The sequence below is a fragment of the Alcanivorax sp. HI0083 genome, assembly GCF_001635175.1.
This window is the reverse complement of the sequence record NZ_LWFX01001134.1, coordinates 1-5983: the sequence shown is the minus strand read 5'-3', so window position 1 is coordinate 5983 and position 5983 is coordinate 1. Positions and strand designations below refer to the sequence as shown.

The following is a 5983-nucleotide window of genomic DNA, read 5'->3' as shown; positions in this document are numbered from 1 at the left end:
ATGATGGCCAGATAAGGGTTGCCGTACAGGGTGATGGGCTCCCACAGGTCATGGTTCTTGCGCCCGGCCAGCATCCAGTAGATTTTCTGTTCCGGGGGCAGGCTCCAGAAGGGCACGGCGAGGGCGGCCACCAGCAGCACCGGTAACGCGTGCGTCCAGCGGCGACGCCGCGACCTGGCCAGGATGTTCTGCCCTTGCAGGGCACGAATATAGCCATAGATGCAAAACGGGATCATCACCACGACAGGGTCAGCCAGCTTCAGGAAGAAGGGCCAGTGCTGGAACAGATCTGTGGAGTGATACACAAATTCCAGCGATTGCAGAACTGCCAGCGCAATCAGTGCAAGCAGGTAGGCCAGTGGCAGTCGATGTTGTTGGCGATTGACCATCCAGCTCAAGCCGGCCAGCAGCAAGGTAGAGCTGATGCTCAGGCACACGATAGCGGCGCCTGCAGTCCAGTAATTCATCGGGATCTCACGTTCGAATGGATCGATTTGAACCTGTAACTTTTTGAATTAAAACGGATAAATTGTTTTTTTTCGAGTCCATCGAAGCGGGCGTTCTGCCGCCAACAGTCCTGTCTAATAACACGCTTCCATCGTCAGAATGATAACAAATCGAGGAGGCTATCATGCGATTCAGCACTGGCATTGCCATGCTTGGCTGCGCGCTCTTATTAGGCTGTAGTGAGGATTCGGAAAAAGCAAGTCCACCAACAACAGGCCCCGATTCTCCTTACCAGGCAACGGTGCGCTACACCGAGTATGGGGTCCCCCATATCACCGCAGAAGACTACGCCAGCCTTGGCTACGGGGTGGGTTATGCCCAGGCCCGGGAAAACCTGTGTACCTTGTCTGAACAGCTGATGAAGCTGAAATCAGAAAAATCCCGTTACCTGGGAGCGGGGCAGGGCAATCAAAATCTGTTGAGTGATGTGGGCTATAAAGCGCTGGATTATCCGGCGCAGGCGCAGCAGCTGTTTGCACAGCTGTCTGCCACGTCGCAACAAATGCTGGCTGGGTACAGCGCCGGGTTCAATCAGGTGCTGGAAGAAAGCCAGGGAGACTATCCTTCCCCTTGCCGTGGGGCGGAATGGGTAACGCCGATTTCAGCTGAAGACTTGTTGGCCTATCAGCTTGATCTGGCAGGCCTGGCCAGTAGCCGGAACTTCATTAGCGCCATCGCTGCGGCACAGCCGCCGTCGGCAGCAGCCGGCGCCCGGGCTGCATTCAACGTGAAATTGGACGCCAAACAGGTGCTGACCTCTGAGGGTATCGGCAGTAATGGCTGGGCCTTGGGGGCGGAGCGCAGTGAGTCCGCCAATAGCTTGCTTCTGGCCAATCCGCACTTTCCCTGGGATGGGGAACTGCGTTTTTTCCAGAATCATCTGACCATTCCCGGCGAGCTGGATATCACTGGCGCGACCCTGGTCGGGTTGCCGGCGGTGGTGATCGGTTTCAACGAGCATCTGGGCTGGACGCACACGGTATCCCAGTCAAAACGTTTTACCCTTTACCAGCTTGAGCTGGATGGCAGCGATCCCACCCGCTATCTGTTTGATGGCGAGAGCCGCGCCATGACCCAAAGGGAAGTAACCGTTCAGGTCAAGCAGCCGGATGGCAGCCTGGCGCCGTATTCCCAGCCGGTTTACTACAGCCACTTTGGGCCGATGGTGAACCTCGCTTCCCTGTCGCCCTCACTGGGGTGGAGCAGTGGTTCTGCGGTTACGTTCCGCGATGCCAATGCCGGTAATACCCGCATGCTGGACCAATGGTTGGCCATGGATAAAGCGACCAGCCGTGAAGAATTCTTTGCGGCATTTGAAGAGCACCAGGGCATTCCCTGGGTCAATACGCTGATGATCGACAAATCCGGCTCGGCCAGTTACATCGATGGCACCCAGGTACCGCAGTTGAGTGCCCAGGCGGAAGGCTACTGGCGCGCCGCATCGCAGAGCCCGCAGCTGGCACCCATCTGGCAGGATGGTGCAGGGAGCGTGCTGCTGCCCGGCAACAGCTCTGTGTATGAGTGGGTGGACAGTGGCGATACCCTGACCCCGGGGCTGGTGCCTTTCAGCAAGGCGCCACAAATGACCCGCGACGATTACCTGTACAACGCCAACAGCAGCCACTGGTTGAGCAATCTTGAAGCACCACTGGAAGGATACAGTGTTCTTTACGGCCCTGAAGACACCGTGCGTAGCCCACGTACCCGTTACAACGCGGCGATGATCAGTGACGAGTCCGGCAGTGGCCTGTCCGGTGCCGATGGCAACTTCAGTTTCAGCGAATTGAAAACCGTGCTGAGCCATAATGGCTCGCTGTTCGCCGGTGACTGGACCAACCAGCTGACCCAGCGTTGCACCAGCTACAGCACCGCCGAGCTGGATGGGGCCGCTTACGATTTAACCGCAGCCTGCCAGGCGCTGGTGAACTGGGATGGAACCTATAACATCACCAGTCGCGGGGCTCACCTGATGCGTGAAACCCTGCGCCAGTTCCGGGTGAGCGGGCATCGTAGCCTGGCTGACAGCCTGTTTGCGCAACCTTTCGATGCGGATAACGGGGCGACAACGCCGTCAGGCCTGGCGCCCATCGATACGGCCAACCCCGAGCAGGACCCGGTGCTGGTTGCGTTGGCTCGCGCCGCGAAAATGCTGACCGATAATGGCATCAGCCTGGATGCCCCCTTGGGTGACATTCAGTATTTGATCAAAGCGCAGGGAGAAGCCGGGATCCCCGTCAGTGGCGGCTATTCCTATGAGGGCGTGTTCAATATGGCGGAGAGCAAAACCGCGTCGCGCAGCACCTCTGACTTTGCCAACAATGTTATTGGCAGCCCGCAACCGGACAGCCTGCTGTTTGCGCTGGATGAAGATGGCGATGGCACGGATGAACTGGCATATCGGCCCAATTACGGTTCCAGCTTTATCATGGCGCTGTCTTACACCGATGAAGGCTCCCAGGCGGAAATGCTTCTGAGCTACAGCCAGTCACATGATCCTGAGAGCGCTTTTTTCAGTGACCAGACGCAGCAGTACAGCCAGTTGCAGTGGCGCCCCGTGCGTTTCACCGAGTCCGAGGTGGCCGATAATACGGTGGAGACCCTGGAGCTGATGCAGGAGCGCTAATGCTCCGTTTCACTGAAGCCCGCTAAATGTCCCGACAGCAAAAGGCCCACATGGTGTGGGTCTTTTGCGTTGGTGCGCGGTGATTTAAAGGTGGCGCAGTTTATTTGGCGCCGAGCGGGGCGAACTCGTCCTTGTCTACCGGCTGCGGATTGCGTGACAGCAGGTAGCGCACCAGCGCTGTGGTGCGAGCGGAGTCCTGGGCACGTATTGCCTGAAGCAGTTGTTCGGCAACCGTGGCTTTTTCCAGCTGCACTGAGGCGGGAAGCTGCGGATCGGTTTCTGCAAAGCGTAGATCGCTGAGAGCGGTGAGCAGCACAAAAGCGCGGTTGCTCAATACGGCCTGTTCCAGACCTTCCTGAAAAATGGTGGCCTGGTACCGCAGGTAACCTTCTTCGGCGAGCCACAGCATGGCGCCCAGGCAGCTCATGTGTCGGGTGCTGTGCAAACCCACATCATCCACCTCGGTGGGGCCGATAATATCTTCCACGTACAAGGCGCCCGGGCGAGGGAAACTCATGTAGCTCTGCATCAGAATGCGGGCCACATCGTGGGTGAAATCATCGATATGCAGGTGGGACATGGGCTTACCTAACAGACGTCATGGTATTGTTCTTTTTGGGCGCCAGACGCTCAGCGCCTGACGCAGTCACACGTTACTTCTTGCGTGCCCGATCCAGATAACGGGCAATCCGGCCGATGGAGTCTTCCAGGTCATCCGGGCGGGGCAGGAACACCACGCGGAAATGGTCCGGGTCGGGCCAGTTGAAGGCGGTGCCCTGAACGATCAGCACTTTTTCTTCGCGGAGCAGGTCCAGCGCAAAGGCTTCATCGTCTTCGAACGGGAAGACCTTCGGGTCCAGCTTCGGGAACAGGTACAACGCGGATTTGGGTTTCACGCAGCTCACGCCGGGAATCGAGTCGAGCATTTCCCAGGCCAGATCACGCTGGCGCCCCAGGCGGCCGGTGGGCAGCACCAGGTCACCAATACTCTGGTAGCCGCCCAGAGCGGTCTGGATAGCATGTTGGCTGGGTACATTGGCACACAAGCGCATGCTGGCCAGCATATCCAGCCCTTCGATATAGCTTTCCGCCCGGTGTTTGGCGCCGGAAATAACCATCCAGCCGGCACGGAAACCGGCGGCGCGGTAGTTCTTGGACAGGCCGTTAAAGGTGATGAACAGCAGGTCATCGGCCATGGAGGCGATGGAGGTGTGTTCCTCGCCGTCGTAGAGGATCTTGTCGTAGATTTCATCGGCGAACACGATCAGGTTGTTCTCGCGGGCGATCTGCAACAGCTCGCGCAACATGGCCGGCTCGTAGTTGGCACCGGTGGGGTTGTTCGGGTTGATGATCACCAATGCCTTGGTGTTCTTGTTCACCTTGGCGCGAATGTCTTCCAGAGACGGCTGCCAGTCCTGCTGTTCATCGCACAGGTAATGCACCGGGGTGCCACCGGATAACCGCACGGAGGCCGTCCACAGCGGGTAGTCAGGCGCGGGCAGCAGCACCTCATCGCCGCTGTTGAGCAGTGCTTGCATGGCCATGACAATCAGCTCGGATACCCCGTTGCCGATGATTACGTCATCCACGGTGACGCCTTCAATGCCCTTGGTCTGGGTGTATTGCATCACCGCCTTGCGGGCCGGGAACAGGCCCTTGGAATGGCAATACCCGGTAGATTCCGGCAGATTGGCGATCACGTCCTGGAGCAGTTCTTCGGGGGCTTCGAAACCGAACGGCGCCGGGTTGCCGATATTCAGCTTGATCACCCGGTGGCCTTCGTCTTCCAGCCGGTGCGCTTCACGCAGCACAGGGCCGCGAATGTCGTAACATACGCCTTTGAGTTTGTCGGATTTGCTGACGTGGTATTGATCGCTTGTCATGAAGTTCCCGCAGGTCGACTCGTAGAGGGCAGGGAAGTGATTCTACAATGCGTCCTTTTCACTGTATATCTGGCGCCTGCATTGAAAGGCGCAAACCGGAGTAGAGCGTGACCCCATTCAAGGATTTACTGGCCCTGGCGGTGAACCGCAAAGGCTCGCTGAAAGCGGTGCAGTCACAGCTGCCTGACGTCGCTGATGCACAAACACTGCGTGGCCGTGATGATGCGTTTTATATGTCAGCGTTAACCCGCCGTATTTTTCGTGCCGGCTTGAAACATTCCCTGGTGGACAACAAGTGGCCGGCATTCGAGGAAGCCTTTTTCGGTTTCGACCCGGAGAAGCTGGTGCTGATGCCGGATTCCATGCTCGACGAGCGCATGCAAGACACCCGTTTGATTCGCCATTGGGGCAAGATGAAGGCGATCCGCCATAACGCCCAGCTGGTGCTCGATCTGGCCGAAGAGTATGGCAGTGTGGGGAACTGGCTGGCGGACTGGCCGGCGGACGATACCGTGGGCATGTGGCTGTTGCTGAAGAAGCGGGGCAAGCAGCTGGGCGGCAATTCCGGTGCCGCGTTTTTGCGCATGGTGGGGCGCGACACCTGGTATCCCACTGGCGATGTGGTAGCCGCGCTGAAAGCGCAGAACATTATCGACAAACCCCCGGCGAGCCAGCGGGACCAGAAAGCCGCGCAGGCGGCTTTCAACACCTGGCAGGCGGAAAGTGGGCGGCCCCAGGCGCATATCAGCAAGGTGCTGGCGTTTACCGTGGGTTGACCCGATCCTGGAACTCTCGTGCTTTATTAAGAGTTATGACTAGCTTGATGCAGGCAAAGACATAAATGATAATGACTCGCCTTTAATGTACTGAATCGAGTTCAAGCCTATGCCGCGCACCTTCCTGGTCCGTCCTTTCTTCGGGGTCCTGCTCGCGTTTTTTTGTTTTTCCCTGCCTGCCCATGCCGCCAACC

Annotated in this window: 5 protein-coding genes; 2 read left to right on the top strand and 3 right to left on the bottom strand. The window is 58.1% G+C overall.

The window, feature by feature from the left end:
* On the bottom strand, positions 1-467 hold a 467-nt coding region (locus A3754_RS15935), incomplete at its 3' end, for a hypothetical protein (RefSeq protein WP_197468684.1).
* Between the two features lie 164 nt (positions 468-631).
* Here A3754_RS15935 and A3754_RS15930 point away from each other — a divergent pair.
* Positions 632-3130, top strand: a complete 2499-nt coding sequence (locus A3754_RS15930; protein WP_063520497.1) for a penicillin acylase family protein — start codon at positions 632-634, stop codon at positions 3128-3130.
* A gap of 100 nt (positions 3131-3230) precedes the next feature.
* On the opposite strand, the gene A3754_RS15925 is transcribed toward A3754_RS15930, so the two are convergent.
* The gene (locus tag A3754_RS15925; protein WP_063520496.1) at positions 3231-3710 is read right to left on the bottom strand and encodes a hypothetical protein; all 480 of its coding nucleotides are present in this window, start codon (positions 3708-3710) and stop codon (positions 3231-3233) included.
* Positions 3711-3783: 73 nt separating this feature from the next.
* Positions 3784-5013: a pyridoxal phosphate-dependent aminotransferase gene (locus A3754_RS15920; RefSeq protein WP_063520495.1), complete on the bottom strand. Its 1230-nt coding sequence runs from the start codon at positions 5011-5013 to the stop codon at positions 3784-3786.
* 107 nt (positions 5014-5120) lie between these two features.
* Here A3754_RS15920 and A3754_RS15915 point away from each other — a divergent pair, with 107 nt between their 5' ends.
* Positions 5121-5789, top strand: coding sequence for a DNA-3-methyladenine glycosylase I (locus A3754_RS15915; RefSeq protein WP_063520494.1), 669 nt, complete (start codon positions 5121-5123; stop codon positions 5787-5789).
* Positions 5790-5983 lie beyond the last annotated feature (194 nt).

Coding starts and splice junctions, on each gene's coding strand:
- A3754_RS15930 (WP_063520497.1), top strand. CDS start 632: ATGCGATTCAGCACTGGCATTGCCATGCTTGGCTGCGCGCTCTTATTA.
- A3754_RS15925 (WP_063520496.1), bottom strand. CDS start 3,710: ATGTCCCACCTGCATATCGATGATTTCACCCACGATGTGGCCCGCATT.
- A3754_RS15920 (WP_063520495.1), bottom strand. CDS start 5,013: ATGACAAGCGATCAATACCACGTCAGCAAATCCGACAAACTCAAAGGC.